Annotated in this window: 19 protein-coding genes; 9 read left to right on the top strand and 10 right to left on the bottom strand. The window is 36.2% G+C overall.

The window, feature by feature from the left end:
• Positions 1-71: 71 nt before the first annotated feature.
• The 3 genes from DFQ08_RS06680 to DFQ08_RS06670 all read left to right on the top strand — a co-directional run bounded on the left by DFQ08_RS06680 (position 72) and on the right by DFQ08_RS06670 (position 4,136).
• On the top strand, positions 72-1,712 hold the full coding sequence (locus DFQ08_RS06680) for a glycoside hydrolase family 30 protein (RefSeq protein WP_114309039.1): 1,641 nt from the start codon (positions 72-74) through the stop codon (positions 1,710-1,712).
• A 317-nt stretch (positions 1,713-2,029) separates the two neighbouring features.
• Positions 2,030-2,701 (top strand): phosphoglycolate phosphatase, encoded by a 672-nt coding sequence (locus tag DFQ08_RS06675; RefSeq protein WP_114309038.1) that lies wholly within the window; start codon positions 2,030-2,032, stop codon positions 2,699-2,701.
• Between the two features lies 1 nt (position 2,702).
• On the top strand, positions 2,703-4,136 hold the full coding sequence (locus DFQ08_RS06670; RefSeq protein WP_114309037.1) for an FAD-dependent oxidoreductase: 1,434 nt from the start codon (positions 2,703-2,705) through the stop codon (positions 4,134-4,136).
• A 419-nt stretch (positions 4,137-4,555) separates the two neighbouring features.
• Here the strand turns inward: DFQ08_RS06670 and DFQ08_RS06665 are convergent, their stop codons facing one another.
• A complete protein-coding gene (locus DFQ08_RS06665; protein WP_114309036.1) occupies positions 4,556-6,064 on the bottom strand; it encodes a succinate CoA transferase in 1,509 nt (502 codons plus the stop codon).
• Positions 6,065-6,242: 178 nt separating this feature from the next.
• Here DFQ08_RS06665 and DFQ08_RS06660 point away from each other — a divergent pair, with 178 nt between their 5' ends.
• Positions 6,243-7,049 carry a helix-turn-helix domain-containing protein gene (locus DFQ08_RS06660; protein ID WP_114309035.1) on the top strand — a complete coding sequence of 269 codons (807 nt, stop codon included), beginning with the start codon at positions 6,243-6,245 and terminating at the stop codon, positions 7,047-7,049.
• Between the two features lie 18 nt (positions 7,050-7,067).
• On the opposite strand, the gene DFQ08_RS06655 is transcribed toward DFQ08_RS06660, so the two are convergent.
• The gene (locus DFQ08_RS06655) at positions 7,068-7,343 is read right to left on the bottom strand and encodes a winged helix-turn-helix transcriptional regulator (RefSeq protein ID WP_114309034.1); all 276 of its coding nucleotides are present in this window, start codon (positions 7,341-7,343) and stop codon (positions 7,068-7,070) included.
• Between the two features lie 163 nt (positions 7,344-7,506).
• Between DFQ08_RS06655 and DFQ08_RS06650 the strand changes: the two genes are divergently transcribed.
• Complete coding sequence (locus DFQ08_RS06650) at positions 7,507-8,019, top strand: VOC family protein (RefSeq protein WP_114309033.1); 513 nt, start codon at positions 7,507-7,509, stop codon at positions 8,017-8,019.
• Positions 8,020-8,124: 105 nt separating this feature from the next.
• Here DFQ08_RS06650 and DFQ08_RS06645 read toward each other — a convergent pair whose 3' ends face one another.
• From DFQ08_RS06645 to DFQ08_RS06625, 6 genes are all read right to left on the bottom strand, one after another.
• Positions 8,125-9,129 carry a sugar kinase gene (locus tag DFQ08_RS06645; protein ID WP_114309032.1) on the bottom strand — a complete coding sequence of 335 codons (1,005 nt, stop codon included), beginning with the start codon at positions 9,127-9,129 and terminating at the stop codon, positions 8,125-8,127.
• 272 nt (positions 9,130-9,401) lie between these two features.
• Positions 9,402-10,130: an energy transducer TonB gene (locus DFQ08_RS06640; protein WP_114309031.1), complete on the bottom strand. Its 729-nt coding sequence runs from the start codon at positions 10,128-10,130 to the stop codon at positions 9,402-9,404.
• A 90-nt stretch (positions 10,131-10,220) separates the two neighbouring features.
• Positions 10,221-11,510: a TonB-dependent receptor plug domain-containing protein gene (locus DFQ08_RS16395; RefSeq protein WP_317048381.1), complete on the bottom strand. Its 1,290-nt coding sequence runs from the start codon at positions 11,508-11,510 to the stop codon at positions 10,221-10,223.
• Positions 11,511-11,543: 33 nt separating this feature from the next.
• Positions 11,544-12,371 carry a TonB-dependent receptor gene (locus DFQ08_RS16390; protein ID WP_317048380.1) on the bottom strand — a complete coding sequence of 276 codons (828 nt, stop codon included), beginning with the start codon at positions 12,369-12,371 and terminating at the stop codon, positions 11,544-11,546.
• Positions 12,372-12,626: 255 nt separating this feature from the next.
• Complete coding sequence (locus DFQ08_RS06630) at positions 12,627-13,361, bottom strand: energy transducer TonB (RefSeq protein WP_114309030.1); 735 nt, start codon at positions 13,359-13,361, stop codon at positions 12,627-12,629.
• A 195-nt stretch (positions 13,362-13,556) separates the two neighbouring features.
• Complete coding sequence (locus DFQ08_RS06625; RefSeq protein ID WP_114309029.1) at positions 13,557-14,828, bottom strand: NAD(P)/FAD-dependent oxidoreductase; 1,272 nt, start codon at positions 14,826-14,828, stop codon at positions 13,557-13,559.
• Positions 14,829-15,141: 313 nt separating this feature from the next.
• Here DFQ08_RS06625 and DFQ08_RS06620 point away from each other — a divergent pair, with 313 nt between their 5' ends.
• Both DFQ08_RS06620 and DFQ08_RS06615 read left to right on the top strand, forming a co-directional pair.
• Positions 15,142-15,636, top strand: coding sequence for an RNA polymerase sigma factor (locus DFQ08_RS06620; protein ID WP_114309028.1), 495 nt, complete (start codon positions 15,142-15,144; stop codon positions 15,634-15,636).
• Between the two features lie 4 nt (positions 15,637-15,640).
• Positions 15,641-16,273, top strand: coding sequence for a hypothetical protein (locus tag DFQ08_RS06615; RefSeq protein ID WP_114309027.1), 633 nt, complete (start codon positions 15,641-15,643; stop codon positions 16,271-16,273).
• A 987-nt stretch (positions 16,274-17,260) separates the two neighbouring features.
• On the opposite strand, the gene DFQ08_RS06610 is transcribed toward DFQ08_RS06615, so the two are convergent.
• Together DFQ08_RS06610 and DFQ08_RS06605 are read right to left on the bottom strand one after the other, a co-directional pair.
• A complete protein-coding gene (locus DFQ08_RS06610) occupies positions 17,261-18,061 on the bottom strand; it encodes a lysophospholipid acyltransferase family protein (RefSeq protein WP_114309026.1) in 801 nt (266 codons plus the stop codon).
• 44 nt (positions 18,062-18,105) lie between these two features.
• Positions 18,106-18,750 (bottom strand): NUDIX hydrolase, encoded by a 645-nt coding sequence (locus DFQ08_RS06605; RefSeq protein ID WP_114309025.1) that lies wholly within the window; start codon positions 18,748-18,750, stop codon positions 18,106-18,108.
• Positions 18,751-18,752: 2 nt separating this feature from the next.
• On the opposite strand from DFQ08_RS06605, the gene DFQ08_RS06600 reads away from it, so the two are divergent.
• Positions 18,753-19,469 (top strand): peptidylprolyl isomerase, encoded by a 717-nt coding sequence (locus DFQ08_RS06600; RefSeq protein WP_114309024.1) that lies wholly within the window; start codon positions 18,753-18,755, stop codon positions 19,467-19,469.
• A 240-nt stretch (positions 19,470-19,709) separates the two neighbouring features.
• Positions 19,710-21,863 (top strand): M3 family metallopeptidase, encoded by a 2,154-nt coding sequence (locus DFQ08_RS06595; protein ID WP_114309023.1) that lies wholly within the window; start codon positions 19,710-19,712, stop codon positions 21,861-21,863.
• Positions 21,864-22,114: the final 251 nt, after the last annotated feature.

Genomic DNA, 22,114 nt, shown 5'->3' with positions numbered 1-22,114 from the left:
CAGCCCTAGATAAAGCGTATATTTATACCCAATAAATTTATAACTGAACTAAAAAATAATTTAAACAACCAATGGACGTATTTAGTATCAAAGCACTACGGCAAATTTCTAAAGGTCACGCTCGGCCTTTCGTTACAAATTCTAAAATAAAAGGAGTTCAACTTCTTATCATTTCGGCAGTTTTTGCAAGTTGCACACCAAAAAGTGCTTACCATGATTATGTTTCTGATGTTTACCAAACTTCACAACAGGGCGACAATCTTAAATTAATTTCGGAAAACGAAACCCCTACTGCGGCTTCAGATCTTAAAAAAGTAACAATAGAACTTCTTCCAAATGAAGAATTTCAAAAGTATTATGGCTTCGGAGCTTCGTTTACAGAATCTTCGGCTTGGAATTTAGCCACTATTCCTGTAGAAAAACGTAAAGATGTACTCACCAAACTTTTCAGTCCAACGGAAGGTGCCGGATTTACGCTAACACGAACTCATATTAACAGTAGTGACTACTCTAACACGCACTACTCATATGTAGAAGTAGGAGATGAAGACCTTTCAACATTTAGTGTTAATGAAGATATGAAAGGCTTTAGTGGCGATGAAAATGACCAAGTACGCGGTATCGTATTAGTTGATCCGAGCTACGATTTAATTCCTATGATTTTAGAGGCTTCTAAAATTCCAGGTGCCGATTTTAATATTATAGCTTCACCGTGGAGTCCTCCATCATGGATGAAAACCGGAGAAACTGCTGAAATGACAAACGGAACTTTACGTCCAGAATATTATGGATTATGGGCCGAATACCTTTCTAAATATATTACAGCTTATAAAGAACAAGGTATTACCTTATGGGGTTTAACGCCACAAAATGAGCCCTTACACGCCATTGATGCGATGTGGGATAGTAATGGATTTACACCAGAACAAGGAAGAGATTTCTTAAGAGATCACCTTGGACCACAATTAGTAAAAGATGGTCACCTGAAGCTTGATGACTTAGAAGCAGGACTTCGCGTTTTAATTTACGATCACAACAAATCGACTATGAACGATTATGTAGCGCCAACCTACGAAGACCCTGAAGCGTCTAAATATGCTTGGGGAACAGCGTTTCATTGGTACACCAACTCGGAACTAAAAGCGAATAACTGGTATGCTGATGAGTTAGCTGAATTGCAAAAAAAATGGCCTAATAAAGCCATGATTCATTCAGAATCTAGTATTGATATTGATGCCAATGAACCTATTGGACAGTATTGGAGAGCGAGCACGGATTATGCCGGAACCTTTGTTCCTTTTGAAACGTACGCCTATGATATTATCACCGATTTAAATCACGGAACACAAGGTTATGTAGAATGGTGTAGTATTCTAAGTCATAAAGGACAACCAAATCCTTATAATAACTATAATAGTGCTCCTGTTCTTATCAATCCTGAAACGGATGAAGTTATTTATACACCACTATACTACTTATTGAGTCACTTTAGTAAATTTATTCGTCCTGATGCTCATAGAATTGCCTTAAAAGGAGATTCGATTGATGGCCTAATTTATACGGCTGCTAAAAATACGGATGGCTCTATCGTTGTTGTCGTTTTTAACAGAAATGATGAAGCACATAAATTAGAGATTACTTTAGGGGACAGAACTTTTACAAGTCCAATTGCGGCTAGAGCGATGCAAACCATTCATTTAAAAAGCAAATAAATAGGGTAAGCTAGTGGTTTTAAGCAGATTTAAAAGCTCCATCATTTAAAAAATGAATTGGCTTTATGTAAGTCGCACTGAAACACATACTACTTCTATATTTGAACTATTCGCGATGTACAAGTCGTGAATAGTTCTTTTTTTTTCTAAAAAGATGTCACCTTCATAAAAGCCATAACATTTAAGCCCTAAGCGACTTTAAAACAACATCTTTATCCCGTAATGCGGACTTGTACTTCATTTTAATCTTCCCAATATTACCATAAATACTTACTATTTTATTAAAACTTCCGCATCTTTGCTTTAAAAGAAGACTTGTGGATTTTACAGAAAAAAAACTTATCATATTCGATTTTGATGGCACCTTAATCAACAGTATTCCAGATCTTACAGCTGCCGTTAATATTATGTTATCTCATTTTAAGGCTAAACCGCTAAGCATTGCTCAGGTTACCCCTTTTATTGGTAATGGAGCGCAACCTTTAGTGCAACGTGCGCTTGAAGCTTCCTTTCCTAAAGACGATCTCACGGAGTCGCTTTTTGAAGATGCTTTTACCCGATATTTAGAAGCGTACAAAAGTATTACCTGTAAAGATACTTTTATGTATCCTGGGGTTTTAGATACCTTAAATTATTTAGACCAAAAGGGCTATTCGATGGTTATTTGCACCAATAAACCTTACGCATATATTGCTCCTATTTTAGAGGCATTAGAAATTAAAAGTTTCTTTAAACTCTGGGTTGGTGAAGATTCCTTGCCAGAAAAAAAACCAAGTGCTATGCCACTTTTACATCTTACAGAAGCTATGGGAACAAGCATTGCCCATAGTGTGATGGTCGGAGACTCTAAAAATGATATTCTTGCGGCTCAAAATGCAGGCATGCAAAGTATCGGTGTGAGCTATGGCTATAATTACAACGAAAACATTTCAGACTATAATCCTACGGTAGTGGCAGATCAGTTTACGGAGCTTCAAGACTTATTTTAAGATGAATAAAATTTATAATGTTGGCATCATTGGAGGTGGTGTTTCTGGTGTGGTAACGGCTTTAGAAATGGCAAAACACAATATTGATAGTATTTTGTTTGAACAAGCCAATAGCGTTGTTAACGGTCCTCCTTTTTGTCACTTACATGCAGGTGGAAATTTATACCCAGATATTTCAGATGAGCAATGCCGAATCTTGATGAAGCAATCCATTGCCATGGCCCGTTTATTTCCGGAATCTATAGACCAACGCCCTACCTTTATTAGTGTTCCTAAATCTGAAAAATACGATATTCACACTCTTTTAAATCGATTGGATATGCTTGTAGGGTATTACCAAAGTTTAATTGATGAAGATCCTTCAAATGAAATTTTAGGCGCTCCGCAGGATTATTACAACCTTTATACCGAAGCTGATTTAATCGCTTTAAGCGAGCAACCTGCTTATAAACGTCCTACGACTCCCGATCAATGGATGGCCAATACCGTAAAACTCATTGATTACAAAAAATTAAAAACACCAGTAATTTTGGTTCAAGAATATGGTTGGAACCTCTTTAGATTAGGCGCACAGGCACAATTAGCTTTAGAACAGTCTTCAAACTGTAGCCTTAAAACCAATACCAACGTAAAACATATTAAAGATGTTAGAGCTGAGGATTTGGATTATAATTGGGAAATACAGACTAAAGACGAAGTTTATAAAGTAAAATATCTCGTAAACTCGTCGGGTTATAAAACCGGACAAATTGAGGCTTCCTTACAGTTAAAAACCGAACGTCTTATTGAATTTAAAGCGGCCTATGTTTCTAAATGGGAACCGCAACCCGGCTTACTTCCTGAGCTTATTTTTCATGGAGAACGGGGTACGCCAAATGGTATGGTGCAATTAACGCCTTACGCTGAAGATTTTTACCAAATACATGGCATGACGGAGGAGATCACCTTGTTTAAAAATGGTCTTATAAAGTCTAAAGCTAACGAGGCACAACCGCAGTTTAATGAAGACATCAACCTAAAGCTTTATAAAGGTTGGGCCACTCAAGATGTAGAAAGCAGAACTGAAAACGCCATTGCATCGGTTGGTCAGTTTGTTCCTTCTTTTAAAACCGCTACAGTTGGAGGTCCTCCTCTTTTTGGAGCGCAACAAATACGTGGTAACGACCCTAATTTAAGAGTCGGTGAAGTGAGTTTTCCAAGTCCGTTTTATGCCCGAAGCGAAATTATAAAAGCCTCTTCAGCATTAACCGTGGCCCATCAAATTATAGCTAAACTTCAAGAAGAAAACATTATTCCTGCCTTAGCAAATACATCCTTAGAAAATGAGATTTTAGAGGCTATTGATACGGAAGCAATTAACCGCTTTGCATCGCAACTTGCTAAAGACCGTGGATATCCCGAAGCCTTATCGCGCTTAGTTATTGAACGCCAATAATAGGCCTTTCTTTGAAACGAATTATCCCCATCGCGCCAACAAGGCATCTTTGGGGATCCTACCGGCTAAGTCTAGGTCATGGTCTAATTATTAGATCAGATAGAATTCGAAAAAAATTCAAAAAACTACGACTGAAAGAGGATCTTTAACATACCTCATGAAATAGGTTGCCCTTTTAGAACATTGGAAAGGATTAAAGCGTCTTTTTGTCTTTCACTCAATAACCTATTTTTAACGTCATCATTCACATTTTGAATCTTGAATTGCAAACCGCAATGTTATTGTTTTAAAAGACTTAAAAGGAAGTTTCAAATTAATATAACATGTTATACCAAGGTAGATAACACAAAAAACGCTATGATAAAGAAGTATTTCCTCTATCATAGCGTTTATTGTTTTATACACTCAAAATAATGGTTTTACACCAGTTCATCCACCAAGGCATTCACCTTCATGGTACCTGCTGTTTTCAACTGCGTATGCCAATTGAATGCTTTTTCTAAAAGATGCGGAGTTTGTCCTCCTGCTTTATTGGCTTCTTCAAAATAAGCTAACATTTGCGCTTTATATTCAGGATGCACACAGTTTTCAATAATACGTTGAGCACGTTCTACAGGCGCTAATCCTCTTAAGTCTGCCAAACCTTGTTCCGTAACCAAAACATCCACGTCGTGTTCTGTATGGTCTGTATGAGACACCATTGGGACCACATGAGAAATACGTCCTTCTTTAGACATTGACGGACAGGCAAAAATACTCAAGTAACCATTTCTTGCAAAATCACCAGAGCCTCCAATTCCATTCATCATTTTAGTCCCTCCAATATGGGTAGAATTTACGTTACCATAAATATCAACTTCAATGGCTGTATTTATACCAATAACGCCAAGTCGGCTAATAACTTCAGCAGCATTACTAATATTTTGTGGTCTTAATAAGAGTTTATCCTTGTACTGTTCAAAATTACTAAACACCTTATCAGAACAAGCTTCGGTGATGGTAATTGAGGATGCCGATGCAAAGGTCAGTTTTCCAGAATCAAACAATTCAAAAGTACTATCCTGAAGTACTTCAGAATACATCGTAAGATTTTTAAATTTAGAATCTTTAAACCCCGATAGAATGGCATTGGCCGTCTTCCCTATTCCGGCTTGTAAAGGCAACAAAGATTCCGTTAAGCGACCAGCATCAACTTCTTTCTCTAAGAACTCAAGAATATGCTTTGAGATGGCTGATGTTTTTTCATCTGGATCTACAATCACGGCAGGACTGTCTGGAACTTCCGTATAAACTATAGCCAAGACTTTACTTGGATCTATTTTAATAAACGGATCGCCAATCCTTGTGTCCGATTCGGTAACCGGTATAATCTCTCGATGCGGTTGTTTTTTTAAAACCTTAACATCATGGATTCCCGCTAGGGATTCTGGGAATGTGGTGTTAATTTCAATAATAATTTTATCTGCATTTTCTGCGAATACAGGTGAATTCCCAACAGAAGTCGTCGGTACAATATGGCCCTCTTCGGTAATGGAAACCGCTTCAATTATAGCGATATCAATTTTATAGGTATCAATTTTCTGAAGCATATCTGCCGTTTGCCCTAAGTGCTGATCTACATAAAGCACCTCATGACCATTAATACTTTTTCTTAATGTGGGATCGGCTTGAAAAGGTAATCTTTTATAAAGTGCTCCGTTTTTTGCTAAATCGGCATCGGTATCATAACCTAAAGAAGCGCCACTTAATACAGTTACTTTAATATCTTCAACCAAAGCGCGTTTTGCAACTTGAGGTAAAACTGTTTTACTATCGCCTGCTTTTGTAAAACCACTAACCCCCAAGATATGACGGTTTTTTATATGTAAAGCAGCCTGTTCTGCCGTCTGTATTTTATCTAAATAAGCGGGGTATTTAATTCGTTGCATAATATTAAGTATTTAGTAATTTTTAAGCGTAATAATTACCTATTTGATTGTTATTTTTAGTTTAATTAAGTTTTTCTCAAAACCACACTGCAATTTATACAAGATATTTAATGTCTATTTATTCACATAAGACAATCTTTTATTAATTTCGTGCAATCAACGTATCATTTCCATTATTATGAATACAAAGTATTATTTAACTGAAGTTGATAAGAACCCTTTAAGCATTTATTGCTACCATAATCTTATGGGGGAAACTTTTATAGAATCGCACCATCATGATAAGGGACAATTTTTATATACGGAAGGTGGTGTGGTCCATGTAAAAACCAAGAATAGAATTTACTTTTTACCGGCGCGGCATTATATGTGGATCCCTCCTGGACTACAGCATGCTATTTATCCGAGTTCGCCTAAGGTTATTATGAGAAATCTTTATTTTCCGGTTCCTACAAACGCAGGGCGCTTTTATTATAAAGAAGGAATCTATCCCATTAATAATTTATTAATGGAACTCTTATTGCACACCAAACAATGGAATGGCGATATTGTAAAATCGCAACGGAATAAATTTACGATAGCCCTTGCGTTTAAAGCCATATTAGAGCAAACCGTATCGCGATCCTTACATATAGAACTCCCGCAAGCCACAGACCATCGCTTAATAAGCATTATAAAATATCTTACAGACCATATTCATCAAGAACACCTCCTACCAGAATTAGCGTCTCGTTTTAGCATGACGGACAAATCACTCTACCGTTTATTTAAAAAGGATGTCGGTATGTCTTTTATTAAATACTATACGCAATTACGGATATTTAAATCCTTAGAATATTTAATGAATTCCGACTATACCATTTCTGAAATTGCAAACATGATTGGCTATATAAGCTTACCAACTTTTAGCAACACCTTTAATAAAGTGATGGGCAAGCGCCCTTCTGAATACCGAAAATCTAATGAGATTTATTTAGAGGATTAGGGGTTTGCTTTCCTGAATTTATGATTTACAATCCTCTAAACCCCATTGATCTAAAGCCCTAAGAATGGCTTCTAAAGATTGTCCGCGGGTGCTTAATTGATATTCGACTTTAGGGGGCACCACCGGATAAATTTTTCTAGTGATCAGGCCATCCTCTTCTAATTGTCTTACCGTCTGGGTAAACATCTTATTGGAGATGCCTAGAATTTTCTTTTGAAGTACTCCAGAACGCAGCCCGCCTTCCAATAAATGAAATAATATTAACGGCTTCCACTTGGTCCCAATAAGGTTCATGGTATAATTTAACGGACAATGATGCGCTTTATTCAAAATTTAATTACTTTTAAAATACTGATAATCTATAATTTACTCATTTAGGTAACTATACTACTTTTTAGTAAGTTATTGCCCAACAAGCAAATATAGACTAATTTTGTCATCTACAAAACAAGTACTTATGAAAGACAAGAAACATTATCCAAAATCATTTTCACATATAGGAATTACAGTTCCAGACCTGAAAGCCGCAGTAGAATTTTATTCTGAAGTTATGGGTTGGTATGTTATTATGGAACCTTCAACCATAAAGAAAGAAACCGATACGGCCATAGGCCAAATGTGTATTGATGTTTTTGGTGACGACTGGACCGAGTTTGAAATTGCGCATTTAGCAACTTCTGATGGTATTGGTGTAGAATTATTTTCTTTTCCACATGGAGTTAAGGAAGCTCCAGAATTCAACCCTTTTAATACAGGTCTCTTTCACTTTTGTGTGCAAGATCCCAATATTGAAGACCTTATTGAGAAAATTAAGGCTTATGGTGGAAAACAAAGAATGCCAATAAGGGAATATTACCCGGAAGACAAACCTTTTAAAATGTGTTATGTAGAAGATCCTTTTGGGATTGTATTTGAAATCTACACTCATAGTTACGAGTTAACCTATTCTTCAGGTGCTTATACCAAGTAAGCCTATATATACAACAACTTGCTTTTAGGTGACGCTAGAAAATTTCTCAGCAGATCACTCTAGAAACAAGTTGTTGTTATTTTTAATTCTGTAACTAAGGTATACTTAGCGGACAAAACGCCCTGAAACATTTCCTTCAATGATGGAAATAACTTCTTCTGCATTAGCGTAATTCACATCCCCTTCATAGGTGTGTTTTAAGGCACAGGCTGCACTAGCAAATTGCATGGCTTTAAAATCGTCATATTTCTGCAACCCATGAATAAGTCCGGCAGCAAACGCATCTCCGGTCCCAATACGATCTACGACATGCGTAATATCTAAATCTTCAGATTCTCTAAATTCTACGCCATTCCACATACGCGCTCTAATTTTATGCCATGAGGAATTTAAGGAGGTTCTTATTTTATCGAATACTTTTTCTATGGACGGAAACGTCTCCATTAGTTGCTGACTTGCTTTTAAGAAATCATCGTTAGAATAGCTGTAGTCCGTACCGAGCACTTCATTTATTTCGTTAATACCACCAATAAATATATTAGAGTATTGCAATAATTCTTTTAAAGCCTCTTTTGGATCCTTACCGTATTTCCATAAACCACTTCTATAAGTAGGATCGGCAGAGACAGTAATGCCTTTTTCTTTCGCTAGGACCAAACCTTCTTTTAAAGTATCAAAAGCACCTTGTGTTAAGGCTGGCGTAATTCCTGTCCAGTGAAACCAACTTCCTTTTCTAAGCGCCTTATCCCAATCTACCATAGAAGGCTCTACATCTGAAAAAGACGAATGCGAACGGTTATAAGATATTTTACTCGGACGCATCACCGCACCAACTTCTAAGAAATAAACCCCTAAAGGTCTTGAGGAAAATTCTATGGAAGACGTACTCACGCCAAATTTACGGATATAAGCTAAGGCGGTTTCCCCAATAAAATCATTAGAGACCACACTAATGTGTTTCACTTTACCTCCAAAATTTGCGATGGAGATTCCCACATTTAATTCTGTGCCTCCAAAATAAAACTCTGCAATATTAGATTGCATAAATTTCTTATTTCCGCGTGGTGAAATACGCATTAAAACTTCTCCGAATGTAATAATTTGCTCCATGTAACTGTTTTTAAATTCTCCAAAAAAAATATTTTGGGCAGTATAAAGAATGGCACTTTTAACAATACAGTGTATTGAACGTTAAAAGATAAGCCCTTCACTTTTACTGTTATAAATATATGAAATTATGACGCAATATGTTTCAAAATTAATTTTAATCATCACCATAATAGTTATAAAAAGTCCTCTAAAAAATCCTTAAAGCTCTGATACCACAAAATCCCATCTCTGGGATTTTGTCTTGAAAAAAATTAAATAAAAATTAGGAATCATTATTGGTTCATCAACTTAAAATTAATAGGAACACTGTACGGCATACTTACAGCCATATCACGTTGTTGTCCTGGAATCATTTTAGGTAATAAACTAATAATACGTTCTGCTTCCGCTTCTAACAATTGATCGGGACCTCTAGACTTAATTTTAGTCACTCTACCGGTTTTATCAATAATAAAGAACACATAAACCTTACCTTGAATATCTAAGTCTGCCGCAGCATCAGGATATCTGAAGTTTTTCTGTAAATGGGCTTGCATTTTTCGTTCAAAACAAGCTTTTAGCTCGGCATTATTTCCTGTACAGCCAGGGAATTGAGGGACTTTCTCAATTAAAGCAAAAGGGACTTCTATATCTTCCTCGACTTCTTCAACTACAACATCTTCAACAGCAACCTCAGCTTCTTCAATAATATCATCCTGACCAATCTCCGTACTTTCAATAACCGTTTCTTCAATTTCCTCTGTATCTTCCACTAGGGTAATAACTTCTGAAACCACTTGTTTTGGTGGTGGAGGTGGCGGTGGAATATTAATTGTAGTGATCGGTATATCTTCATCATATTGATCATCTAACATTAACAAATCAATCTTTATTTCTTCTTTCTCGTAAGTCTTGTGCTCAAGCCCTAAATAGGTTAAGAGCAACATTACATTTAAGCCAACAGCAAAGTATAAACTACTGTTTCGACCTACATTGGCATTGGGATTTTTTTTGAGTTCCATGACGTTTAATTTAATAGTGTAAAGTTACTTCTTAGCTTACGTTTAAATTATGACATTAGTCAGTTTTAAAATCCCATTTAAAATGAATCCTTAAAGAGTATTTAACTGATTGTCATTAGGGTCTGAACTGAGCGTCCAAAAGAAGCCAACAAAAAAGAACTGATCTGAAGCTGGGGTTAATGCCCTACTCGTATACACCCCATTTGGGTTAGGAACATCGGCATACTGATATCCATAAACATTCTTAAAATTCAACACATTATTTACGGAGCAATACAAGATTTTCTGTTGGTCTAATAAGTAAGACCAATTAAGACTTAAACTATGAAATCCTTTAGTCCTTTGGTCTAAGATCCCTGAGGTATTAGGATTGGTATAAGGACGTCCTGACGCCATACTATAAGCTGCTCCTATTTGACTTTTCCACGATGCAATCCAATATTTCCCCACCACAGATAAATTGTGCGTAGTGGCATAACTAGGCTGAACTTTAGTGTTATAATTATTAAACTCGCGCTTGGTGTCTAAATATGAATAACTGAGCCAATAATCTAATTGAGGAACACTAGTATTATCTCTCCAAAACAGATCGAGTCCTTGGGCATAGCCCTCACCGCTGCTCTCAAAAGCACTAAAATACTCAGGACTCTCGGTATTGTATTTTACCAAGTGGTCATACGTTTTGTTGTAAACTTCGGCTCTAAAAATCCGTCCCTTGTGCGTGTATTGGTAGTTTAGAATATAATGAGAAGCTTTTTGTGATTTTAAGTCCTGTTCAAATTTTAAGATATTACGACTCGGATTCTGATAGAAATGGCCATATGCTAATGAAACCTGACCGTTTTTAGAGGTTTTATAAGCAATAGCAGCTCTTGGTGCGACCTCCATCGTTTTAAAAATACCACTATAATCTGAACGTAAGCCTACTTTTAAGGCTAAATCTTTAGAATAGATAAGATCAAGTTCCGCAAAGCCTGCCGTAATAGGATTACGATAACCATAGCTGGCAAACGTAGATTCCGCTTGAAATCGTTCTTTAAAATCGGTCATAAAATGTTCTACACCAAAATTTAGCTTTACACGACTATTAAAACGTTTTTTTAGTTTCAATTTTAAATGCGCGGCGTGTTCTGTATCCTCTATATGCTGGGCATTTATCCAAATTTTATCTTTAGCATACGTATAACTTAAACCTGTGGTTATCCCCCATTGCTTTCCTAAAGTCCCTTTATAAGAAGTATTCAGATAAAAATTCTGATTATTCAATTTAAAATCGATCCCCTCCTCTGTATTGATATCGTCTTGTTGCAATTGAAACTTAGAAGTATCAAACGCTGCATACACCTTTAATACCCCCTGATCTAACTGTTGTCTAAACACCGTTTCGCCTTGAGCACTAACATAAGGCGTTTCTCAGTCGTTTTTATCTTTAAAAACCTTTAAATATGGGGCTAAATTCACATAAGAGGTATTAAAACTTAAGGACGACTTCTCCCATTTTTCAGTATGCCCTATTCCAAAACCGATACTCATAAGACTGATGTCCGTTTTTTTGTGGGTAGGTTCATTAATGGTATTCAGTAGTAAGACGCTAGATAGGGCCTGACCATATTCAGAAGCATAACCACCCGTTGAAAACGTGATGCCATTAAATAAAAATGGTGAATAACGCCCACGTGTTGGTGTATTATTAGCACTTGGCGAATAAGGTGTAAACACACGAATGCCGTCAATAAAAACTTGAGTTTCATCTGGCGTGCCGCCACGTACAAATAAACGTCCATCTTCCGCGACATTAGAGGTTCCTGGTAAGGTTTGTAAGGCTCCAACAAAATCGCCTAATGCGCTTGCCGTAGTCACCACATCTAAAGGTTTTAATACCGACACCTTACTATTATCATTGGCCTCAAAGGTTCCTGCACTTACCACCACAGTATCTAATGACTGCACACCTTCTCTAAGTATTATTTTTAGATTTTGAAATTGGGAGGGTTTTAAAGTGATGTTTTTTGTTTCGTAGGATAAAAAAGAAACCACTAAAACTGGGCCTTCTTGAGCTGAAGTTGTAAATCTAAATTCGCCTTCAGCATTTGTGGTAGCTCCATCGTAGGTTCCTAAGATATAAACATTAGCCCCAACAATAGCTTGTTTTTTAACATCTATAACTTTTCCTGAAACGGTAGATTGAGCGTGAACTTGCCCCACTAAAAAGCATATACAGTAAAATATAAACTTCCTCATAATTGTTTTATTTTAGGATGGAATTTTAAGTTTCCAATCCATTAACAAGGCAAATATGAGAATGCCCCTAAGGCAGTCAAATAGATATAAACTGAATTGTTAAAAATGAATGATGAATTGAGAGTCTATCAGAAAAGCTGTTTAAGCCTGATAGGATTGATTTGTTATAATCTTGGTTTTATACGAAAAAAATCCCATAAATGGGATTTTATAAATTGCGTTAAGTCTATGAGCAGCAATAACGACTCACAGGTCCTACCCCTGAAGCTTAAAGGTTATAGGAATACTATAAGGTACTCTAACAGGAACGTTACGTTGCTTACCGGGTATCATTTTAGGTAGTAATTTAATAATCCGCTCAGCCTCCTCCTCTAAAATTGGGTCTGGGCCACGACTTTTAATTTTAGTGACCTCACCTTGTTCGTCAATTAAGTAGGTTACAAACACTCGGCCTTGCATGTTTAGCTCTGAAGCAATTTCTGGATATCTAAAATTCTTAAGAATATGGGCTTGCATTTTACTTTGAAAACAAGCCTTTAACGCTTCATTTGTTCCGGTACACCCCGGAAACTGAGGTACTTTTTCAATGACAGCAAAGGGAACTTCAACCTCTTCCTCCACCTCTATAACTTCTACCTCTTCTACACGGACCACTGCAGGATCTCCAATTACATCATCTTGTCCTATTTCTGTACTTTCAATAAATGTTTCTTCAACTTCAGCAGTATCTTCAACAAGTGTAATGACTTCAGAAATGGTCTGTTGCGGTGGTGGTGACGGCGGAGGAGGTGAAATTTCAATCCGTGTAATAGGAATATCCTCTTCAATTTGCGCCTCTACCATTAAGGTCTCCACTTTAGTTGTGGTCTTATTATAGGTCTTATGCTCAAGGCCTAAATAAGTTAAGGCAAGCATCACATTTAAGCCTACCGCGAAATACAAGCTACTATTTCTCCCGACATTGGCTTTTATGTTTTTTTTGATTTGCATGATGATTCCATTTCAAATAGGAAAGTGAAAGTGCTTATCCTATTTCCTTATAGTTATTCGTCCTAAAACACACTATAAGATACGACAAATACGCAACAATTCCTACTTAAAGTTTACAATTCAGCAACAAAATCACATAAAAACAAAGGATTCTAAAAAAGAATCCTTTGTTTACTAGCCTTTAACGTAAATCAATTACTTTTTATAAGGTCGTATAATTAAACGGGCCGCTTTATCAAAATTAATATAGTTATAACTCCAGTTAAAAAGGACAATAACCCTATTTCTAAATCCAACGAGAGACATTAAGTGAACAAACATCCATATAAACCAAGCGAAGAATCCTCCAAATTTATAGTGTTTTAAATCTACAACAGCCTTATTTCTTCCAATGGTTGCCATAGACCCCTTATCTCTATATTTAAACGGTTTCATAGGTTTGTTCTCTAACAAACGCACCAAATTTTTACCTAATAATTTCCCTTGTTGAATAGCAGGCTGTGCCACCTGAGGATGTCCTTTAGGATAGGCTTCTGTAGGCATTAAGGCAATATCACCCAAGGCAAAAATATTGGTATAGCCTTCCACCTGATTAAATCTATTCACATTATAGCGGTTGATTCTATCCATTACAGCTTCGACTTTTAAACCTTGTACAGGCGCACCAGTGACACCAGCCGCCCAAATTAAGGTTTCGGATTTCATCACCACACCAGAATCGGTAGTTACTGTTAAGCCGTCGTAATGTTTTACAATGGTATTACACTGTACATTAACCCCTAAACGCTCTAAAAATTTCTGTGCTTTTTTAGAGGCATTTTCACTCATTGGTGGCAAAACACGAGGCGAACCTTCTAGCAAATGAATGTGCATATCATCAGGATTTAAATCGTGATAATCCCGAGGTAAAATATTATTTTTAAGTTCGGCAATGGCACCCGCAAGTTCTACACCGGTAGGTCCGGCCCCTACAATCACAAAATTTAAATAAGCTTCGCGTTCTTCTTTAGAATCTGCAATAGCTGCTTTTTCGAAATTCTGTAAAATAAGACTTCTTATGTTTAAGGCTTGAGGTACAGTCTTCATTGGCATACTTGAAGACTCAATGGCCTTATTACCAAAATAATTGGTACGCGTTCCGGTAGCTACCACGAGGTAATCATAGGACAAATTCCCTATAGACGTAATAATTTCATTTTTTTCAGGTAAAATTTGCTCCACCTCAGCCAAACGAAAAAACATCGTATCGTATTTTTTTATAATCTTTCGTAAGGGATAAGCGATAGAATCAGGCTCCAATCCAGAGCTTGAAACTTGATATAATAACGGTTGAAATGTATGGTAGTTGCGTTTATCGATAAGAACAACCTGAACATTTTTCTTTGCGAGACTTTTTACTAAATTAATACCAGCAAAGCCACCACCGATGATGACAACTCTTGGTAGATTAGACTGAGGAATATTCATAAAATAGGACTTGTAATTAGGGATATAAAAGTACAAATTAACTCCTCGAAATCCGCGTAAAGCCTAAGCAAATGATAGAAATGAATAAAAAATAACAAAGACCTTTAAAATTAACTATGAATATTAAAAATTTAATAATTTTTATGATTTAAAATCACAATAGGACAATAAAAAATAAGCCGGTAATGCTACAAATAGACCCTAAAATGGAGTCGCTCATTGTAAAACATAATTTTAATAGAGAATATTTTTATTTTTTTGTAACAAACCTTGAACTTCTTCTACTAATGGGTTAACCAACCGACTATATCAATTGAACAAAGAACTAGAACATAGTTTTGTAGAACAATTGCAAAAACATCAAAACATTGTCCATAAAGTGTGCCGATTGTACACCAACAATGTTGATGCGCATAACGATTTGTTCCAAGAAATTACCATCCAATTATGGCGTGCTTACCCTAAATTTAGAGGTGAGGCAAAATTTAGTACATGGATGTACCGTGTTGGCCTAAATACAGCCATTACATTATATAGAAAATCGAAACGTCGAATTAATACGCAAGAATTTGACAGTGTAGAATTTAAAATTAAGGCTGAAGAGTACGATGACACAGAAGAACAACAGTTAAAATTATTATATCAAGCTGTACATCAACTCAATGATATTGAAAAAGCCTTGGTATTTTTGTATTTAGAAGACAAAGATTACAAGGAAATTAGCGCGACATTAGGTATTACGGAAGTCAATGCAAGAGTGAAAATGAATCGTGTGAAAAAGAAATTAAGAACCATACTAAATCCGTAAGATTATGGATGAATTAGAATTATTAAAAAAGGATTGGAAAAAATCCAACGACACCTATAAGACCTTCTCAGATCATGATATCTATGAAATGAGTCATAAGAAGTCCTCAAATATTGTAAAAACGCTTTTCTACATCAGTATGGCAGAATTGGTGTTTTGGATTTTAATTAATTTTCTACCTCTGGTCCTTTCCGATCAGATGAAGGCACAACTTGAAGAGATGAGTCATAGCTGGGTTTACATTGGCTTAAACATCTTAAGTTATGCGGTTATCATTTTATTTGTATACCTATTATGGAGTGCTCATAAAGCCATCTCGGTGACGGATAATGCGAAAAAGTTAATGGAAAGTATTTTGAAGACTCGGAAAATAATTAAATACTACGTGCTCTATAATCTTCTTATTGCCTTTATTAGTATTCCGGTGTCACTAGCCTTTTCTATTAGCAACCACCCAGAGCTTTACGAAAAACTTAGTGCGGCCTCTACATCTCAAATAGCCGTAATCCTTTTAATTACTTTAGGAATTACAGGTTTGTTTTTAGGATTTATATGGTTGTTCTATAAGTTAATCTACGGTATTCTTATTAAGCGTTTAAATAGAAATTACAATGAGTTAAAAAAGCTTGAAGTATAACCGCTTAGACATTTTATAACCGTTATAGAACACGCGGTAAACTGAATGGTTTTGGATTGAAGCTATAAGCCGTTTACGTATAACACCGTTGAGACTAGTGGTATATTATTCCATTCGTCTAAATTCTGTTGCGTCTTGAAATGCGCCTAAGAATTCAAATACTTCGACTTGGTCTTGGGTTTATGCCACCCCATTTTGGATAACTCTGTTCTTACTTGCGCTTCTGTTTTCTATACAATTGCTAACAATTGGTATAAATTAGTCTCGTAGTTAGGGAACTAATTTATCAAAAAAGAATCGAAGGAGAAGTAATTCCGAAGAAATTTTCATACAAGCACAACACGCGTTATTTGTTGTGTAAGTTGTTGCAGGTAATAGTATTTATAATACTTGGTTGGTAAGCGACTTGTTTTTTTGAAATATAAGGATCACCACACTTTCAATTGCAGAAATGACTGCTAGATTTAAGCATAGTGCTCCAAATCCATGTGTAGAATTCGAGATAAGTTCCGATAAATAAAGAACTAAACTTGTTAGCCACAGATAACCTAAACTTGTTTTAGTCACGTAAAGTCTTCTATACCTAAAATAGGATAAAAGGAGAATCGAAATTTTAATAAGGAAAATAATAATTAATGGAGACCAGAATACTAGGCTTACGTGCCTTATGTAAATCACAAATCCTGAAATCAAAATCCAGGATAAGTAATAGATTAAAACAGATTTAGTGGTTCTAATGCGACTATATTTTAGGATATCAATATCGTTAAAATGATAATCGTCGCCAGAACATCAGCAAGTATTAAATGCTTAAAAACCAAAATGATCAGTGCAAATAATAGACTTAACGCTATTCTGATGTTCTGATGTTATCGTTCACGTCGTATTTTTTTTATGAATTCACAAGACAACCCATTAGAGGCTTAGCCTTAGATTATCATCTAAAAACACAGGTCTCATTTCAGCCATAAACCTTTAAGAGTTTTTTTACATATCTCTTAATTCCTGATTTAAACGCTCATTTTCTTCTAAAACATCTTGCGGAATAACCTTTAAGAAAGAAGGGTGTTGCTCAATAGCGTATTCTATTTTCTCTACAATACTGTCAATAGACTCGTTATCGTAATCGATTTCTAATGGTGCTTTAATTTCAAAAGTTTGAAAAATATTCTTTTTCTTCACACGTAATCCTTTTTTATCAAAAGAACGTCTAAAACCATCAATAACAATAGGGACTACTACAGGTTTGTAGCGTTTTATAATATGGGCAGTTCCTTTTCTAATCGGTTTAAAAGGGGTTGTTGTCCCTTGAGGAAAGGTAATAACCCAACCGTCGTTAAGCGCTTTTCCAATACTAGAAATATCACTCATCTTTACTTGTCGGTTAATATCTTTACCTTGAGATCGCCATGTACGCTCTATACTAATAGACCCTACATAAGCCAAAATTTTAGGTAAAAGTCCAGACCTCATGGTTTCCTTAGCGGCCACATAATACACATTAAGCTTAGGATTCCATAAATATCCTATATTTTTAATAGAATCTTCACGGTTACTTAAACTCGCGTTAAATACATGAAACATCGCAATAACATCTGCGAAATAAGTTTGATGATTGGAAATAAATAGAACGTTAGTTTCAGGTAAATCTTTGATAATTTCAGAACCTTCAATCTGTAGTTCATTAAAACCTCTAAATCTACGATGCGTTAAAGCCCCTAAGACTCTAATTAACCATTTCTTTACCCACAATATATGTCCAAAAGGATTTCTTTTAAATAATCCCATAATATGATTTACATTTTAAACACAAATGTAAACATAATGTTAAATTATAGGACGGTTTTTAACAAGTCTTTAATCTCACCAAGCATCATTGCTGTGGCGCCCCACACAATATGTCCATTAAAATTAAATGCAGGCACATCAACCTCCACATTAAAAGACGTTGGTACTCTTGCGGTTAAAACACTATCATCGCTTAAAAAATCACTGAGCTTGACTTCAATAATGGCCTCGACCTCTTCGTCTTGTTTTGTGAAAATTAAATATTCTTTAGAAATTCCAACATAAGGATAAACCATAAAGTTACTCGGCGGGATATAAATTGAAGACATCGCTTTTAAAACCTCAATATGAGTTCTAGAGACACCTATTTCTTCTTCGGTCTCTCGGATAGCCGTTTCTTGTAAATCCCCCTGATCAGCATCTTCATATTTCCCTCCCGGAAATCCTACTTGGGCCGAATGCACTCCTTTATAGGTTTTTCGTAAAATAAGAACCAAATACGTTTCATCATCTGGTTTAGGATAAAACAAAGCCATAACTGCTGCTTTTCTAGCGGTCTTAGACTTTGATTTCATTTTTTCAGATAAATCTAAGCGGTATGGAGGAGACATTTTGGCGTGAGAGTCTTCGCCAAAAAGCTCAAGATGTTTTATTTTTACTACAGATTCTAAAAACCGACTAAATAACATTTATGAGCGTTAAATTATTATTTCCACTATGTGTTGGAATGGGATTATTACTTATGAATTGTGAAGATAAGCAAACTTCAAAACATAAAAAAGAGGCTCCAATAGTAAACGATTCATCAGCTTCTAAAAATAAAACCATAACGAAGGAAGTTAAAGAACCCGAATTTCCTCTTTTAACCGATGCCAATGCAATGGAATTCTTCTTAGATTACGAGAAAGCACATTCTGAAAACAAAGTTAAAATCACTACTGATTTTGGGGTTATTGAAATTCAACTCTACGATAAGACCAAATTTCACAGGGCCAATTTTGTCTACCTTACCAAACGCAACTATTTTGACGGTACACAATTTTACCGCGTGGTGAAAAACTTTGTGATCCAAGGCGGAAGCAGTGATGATTACAATATTGCAAAACGAAGACAAAAAATTGGACACTACCTTCTTCCTCCAGATACAAAACGCGGATATACCCACAAGCGAGGCGCCGTTTCCATGCCAAGTAGCGAAATTGAAAATGCTTATAAACTAGCCTCTCCTTTTCAATTTTTTATTATTCAACGCGAAGGTGGCGCTAAGTATTTAGATGGCGACTATACCGTTTTTGGTGAAGTAACTTCCGGAATGGATGTTATAGATGCCATTGCGAATGTAAAAACCGATGAAGGCGATTGGCCTCTAAGTAATGTGTATATTAGAAAAGTAGAGCTGATAGATTAGTCTAGCAAATACCAATGCTTTTTTAGGGCTGTAATTTTTAACTTAATTCACAGTTTAAGAAGCCCTTCTCTCTGCTTTGTTTCCGTTGTTAAATTTATAAAGCGCCTTCTTCAACGTAGACTTTACAGACTATGGCATAGCCAAGAAATTATTATGATATATGATGAAAAAACACGGTAATTTCAGTATCTTGTTTGCTCATTTATATCCCTAACCCTATAAAAAAATAAAACCATTTTTATGACCTCTAAATCCATAACCACAACGCTTTTTTACAGTCTTATTCTTTTAGTAAGCTGCAAAGAAGATGGTGCTAAACCCTCAGAAAAAGCCATGAGCGATAATGTACTTACCCAAGAATGGACAGGCCCTTACAGGGGAGTTCCTGCATTTGACAAACTCTCTGTAGAAGCCATAAAACCTGCTATGGAAACAGCTATGGCGGAACAACTTGAAGAGATTGAAGCGATTGCAAAAAACGAAGCCGATCCGACTTTTGAAAATACAATCGTCGCTATGGAACGCGCTGGTAAAACCTTAGACCGGGTATCCTCCTATTACGGCGTTATGGGAAGTAACGTATCATCGCCAGAATTTAGAACCGTGCAAGCAGAATTAGCACCAAAACTTTCTGAATTCAGATCTAAAATTTCACAAAATGAAGCCTTATTTCAACGTATAAAAACCGTATATGAAGCGTCATTGAAATCACCTTTAGAGCCAGAAGCCCAACGTGTAGTAGAATTAACCTACAAGCAGTTTGAAATGAACGGCGCTAATCTTAATGCCGCTAAGAAAAAACGTTACGCAGCAATCAATAAAGAATTAGCCTCTTTATATACCGATTTTTCTAACCATGTATTGCATGATGAAGAGCATTATATCACCTATTTAAACGACCAACAATTAGGTGGTTTATCGGAAGGGTTTATAAAATCAGCAGCAAAAATTGCTACCGACAAAGGTAAAGAGGGACTTTATGCGATTACAAATACGCGTTCTTCTATGGATCCTTTTTTAACTTATTCTACTGAACGTGCCTTAAGAAAGCAGGTTTGGGAAAACTACTATTCGCGTGGAGATAATGGCGATGAAAATGATAATAACGCCATTATTGCTAAAATTTTAAAACTACGTAAAGAACGTGTTGGCCTTATGGGCTATGATAATTATGCCGAATGGCGTTTACAAGATCGTATGGCAAAAACGCCAGAGAATGCTATGGACTTAATGATGGCTGTTTGGCCTGCAGCAACAGCACGTGTTAAAGAAGAAGTTGCAGACATGCAAGCCGTTGCAGATGAACGTGGAGACGACATTACCATTGCGCCTTGGGATTACCGTTTTTATGCTGAAAAAGTACGTCAGAAAAAATACGATCTCGATAGCGATGAAGTGAAGCAGTACCTTCAATTAGACAAATTAACGGAAGCCATGTTTTTTGTTGCCGGAGAACTTTTTAATTACAACTTCACCCCTATTACGGATGGTTCTGTACCGGTATTTCATGAAGATGTAAAAGTTTGGGAAGTTACAGATAAGACAACCGAAAAATCTATAGGCTTATGGTATTTAGACCCTTATGCACGCCAAGGCAAACGTTCTGGTGCTTGGGCAACAACCTATAGAAGTGCCGCTTCTTTTGATGGCGAAATGAATGTTTTAGCCTCTAACAATTCAAACTTTGTAAAACCAGCACCAGGAGAAGCTGTTTTAGTCTCTTGGGATGACGCAACTACCTTTTTTCACGAATTTGGTCATGCCCTACACTTCTTTTCTGCCGATGTAAAGTATCCAACCCTTAACGGTGGTGTAAGAGATTATACCGAGTTTCAATCGCAATTATTAGAACGTTGGTTATCTACAGACAAGGTCATTAACAACTATTTAGTTCACTATAAGACAGGAGAACCAATTCCGCAGGCTTTAGTTGAAAAAATAAAAAAAGCAGCCACTTTTAATCAAGGCTTTGGAACCACGGAATATTTAGCCTCGGCTTTAATCGATATGAAACTGCACTTAGCAGACCCAACAACTATAGATATAGACAAATTTGAACGTCAAACTTTAGATGAACTAGGCATGCCAAAAGAATTACCAATGCGTCATAGAACGCCGCATTTTGGTCATGTGTTTTCAGGGGAAGGCTATGCTACTGCGTATTACGGTTATATGTGGGCTGATGTTTTAACGAGTGATGCTTCTGAAGCTTTTAGAGAAGCTGAAGGTGGCTTTTACGATAAGGAAGTGGCAGAGAAACTTGTAAAATATTTATTTGCACCACGTAACGCTATGGACCCTGCAGAAGCTTACCGAAAATTTAGAGGACGTGATGCTAAAATTGAAGCCTTAATGAGAGATCGTGGCTTTCCTGTTCTAGAATCCGCATTATAGCATGCTATTTTGTGAGCGTTAAAAACCACGTTATCCCAACGCTTTAGCCGCTTACAAAAACAAATTATTTTATTAAAAAATCCTTAAGACGTTTAAGACGGGGAGCTTTTATTTATTCAGGAATAAAGCAAACCCAACCCAACATTAAACCTTAAGGATTCTTTTTTATTCTATAGAACTCGATTTTTTCAAAACACAACCTCACAACGACAGTATTTGGAAACTTCAAACCTATAAAAACACGCTCTACC

Source organism: Winogradskyella arenosi (assembly GCF_003337305.1).
GTDB lineage: Bacteria > Bacteroidota > Bacteroidia > Flavobacteriales > Flavobacteriaceae > Winogradskyella > Winogradskyella arenosi.
The sequence above is the reverse complement of the archived record's forward strand: the minus strand, read 5'-3'. Positions and strand labels throughout refer to the sequence as shown.